The sequence below is a fragment of the Paenibacillus sp. P4_E11 genome (assembly GCF_056401635.1).
Map to the genome: position 1 here is coordinate 1 of NZ_JBFUIX010000434.1, position 1,583 is coordinate 1,583.

The window sequence follows — 1,583 nt, forward strand, 5'->3', positions numbered from 1 at the left end:
GTATTGAACTTGTGCCATGAATCGGTCCTCCTCTAATTATCCGCGAAGTTCCCAGACTTGCGGTTGTTGTGCTACATGTGRATGCTCAGAACCCGCATACACGTTAAGTTTAGTCTTCAACTTGTCGCCCAGACGGTTCTTCGGAAGCATGCCGTATACAGCCAGTTCGATCATGCGGTCAGGACGCTTGCTCAGCATTTCTTGAGCCGAAGTCACTTTCAAACCACCTGGATGTTGGGAGTGACGGTAGTACATTTTCTTTTGCAATTTCTTACCAGTCAGAACAATTTGCTCCGCATTGATTACAATTACGAAATCTCCTGTATCTACGTGAGGAGTAAATTCCGGCTTAGTCTTACCGCGCAATATCGATGCTACTTCGCTAGCCAAACGTCCAAGCGTTTGTCCTGCTGCATCGACGATGTACCATTTGCGCTCAACTTGCTCAGGTTTCGCCATATATGTGGTACGCATTCGCATGATCCTCCTAAAAATTATATCCAATCATTCATTAATTCCATCGTTGAGTTCATTCGTGTTGTTGGCCACTTCAATACTCGGGGCAGTGGGTTTGCCAGTAATGAAAAGCCAACTTATATATTACATGAAATCAAGTGCGGAATCAAGGATTATTTATGGGCTTATGCATAAAAAACTTCCCATAGCATTAACCCGTGCGCCATGGCCGTCGGACCTGCACAACTCCGATCTCGGGCTTGCAATATCCGCTCCATATCGGCACTCTTGCGTTTCCCTTCTCCGACCTCGATCAGCGTTCCAACCAAGATACGCACCATGTGCTGCAGGAAGCCGCTCCCTGTAAAATACAGATGGAGATGGCCCTCCTGCTCCTTATATTCCAAGTACGCCTCGAAAAGCTTGCGAACGTGAGATGTTTTCGTCGAATTAGCCGAACAGAATGATGTGAAATCGTGCTCTCCTATCAAACAGTCCAACGAAGCGGCTATTTCATTCACATTCAGAGGAGTAGGATGATGAAACTGCATATGGCGCCAGAACACGTCCGGATACCGGCTGCAGTTAATCGTGTATCGGTATGTTTTCCGTTTGGCGGAATGGCGGGCATGAAAGCTGAGCGGTGCTTCATGAGCTTCTGTGATCACAATATCATTCGGAAGCCTAGAATTGAGTGCAAGCGCCCAACGCCCAATCGGAATTTGCGATTCAGTCAGAAAGTTGATGACTTGATGCCGGGCATGTACCCCAGCGTCTGTTCGTCCCGAAGAAATAACTTCCGTCGTTTCCCCGGTTAGCAACTTTAATGCCTTTTCTATCGCATCCTGAATCGTATTCCCTCCAGGCTGCGTTTGAAACCCGAAATAGCGTGTACCTTCATAACTGACAACCATGCGTATGTTTCTCATGAAAGGCCTCGACTCCAACACAACGGTAACTTACTCCCACTTGAGTCTCACCCACTTATGCTACCGAATAGCGATAAGATAGCATAAGTTTCGGAATGACCCTACAAAAAAAGGGCTTCATCAGAATCAAATGATTCTGTCCACCCTTTCCCATCCGTTCGTATTAAGCGCGATCTACTAATTCCAAGTACACCATTG

Annotated in this window: 2 protein-coding genes; both read right to left on the reverse strand. The window is 46.7% G+C overall.

The features are described from left to right. Positions 1–36: 36 nt before the first annotated feature. Entirely contained in the window at positions 37–474 is a 438-nt protein-coding gene (gene rplM / locus AC1DWB_RS34830) for a 50S ribosomal protein L13 (RefSeq protein ID WP_477545643.1), read from the reverse strand. 167 nt (positions 475–641) lie between these two features. After that, complete coding sequence (gene truA, locus AC1DWB_RS34835) at positions 642–1,385, reverse strand: tRNA pseudouridine(38-40) synthase TruA (protein ID WP_477545644.1); 744 nt, start codon at positions 1,383–1,385, stop codon at positions 642–644. Positions 1,386–1,583 lie beyond the last annotated feature (198 nt).

Excerpts from the sequence above, each read along its gene's own strand:
- truA (WP_477545644.1), bottom strand. The coding sequence starts at position 1,385 with ATGAGAAACATACGCATGGTTGTCAGTTATGAAGGTACACGCTATTTC.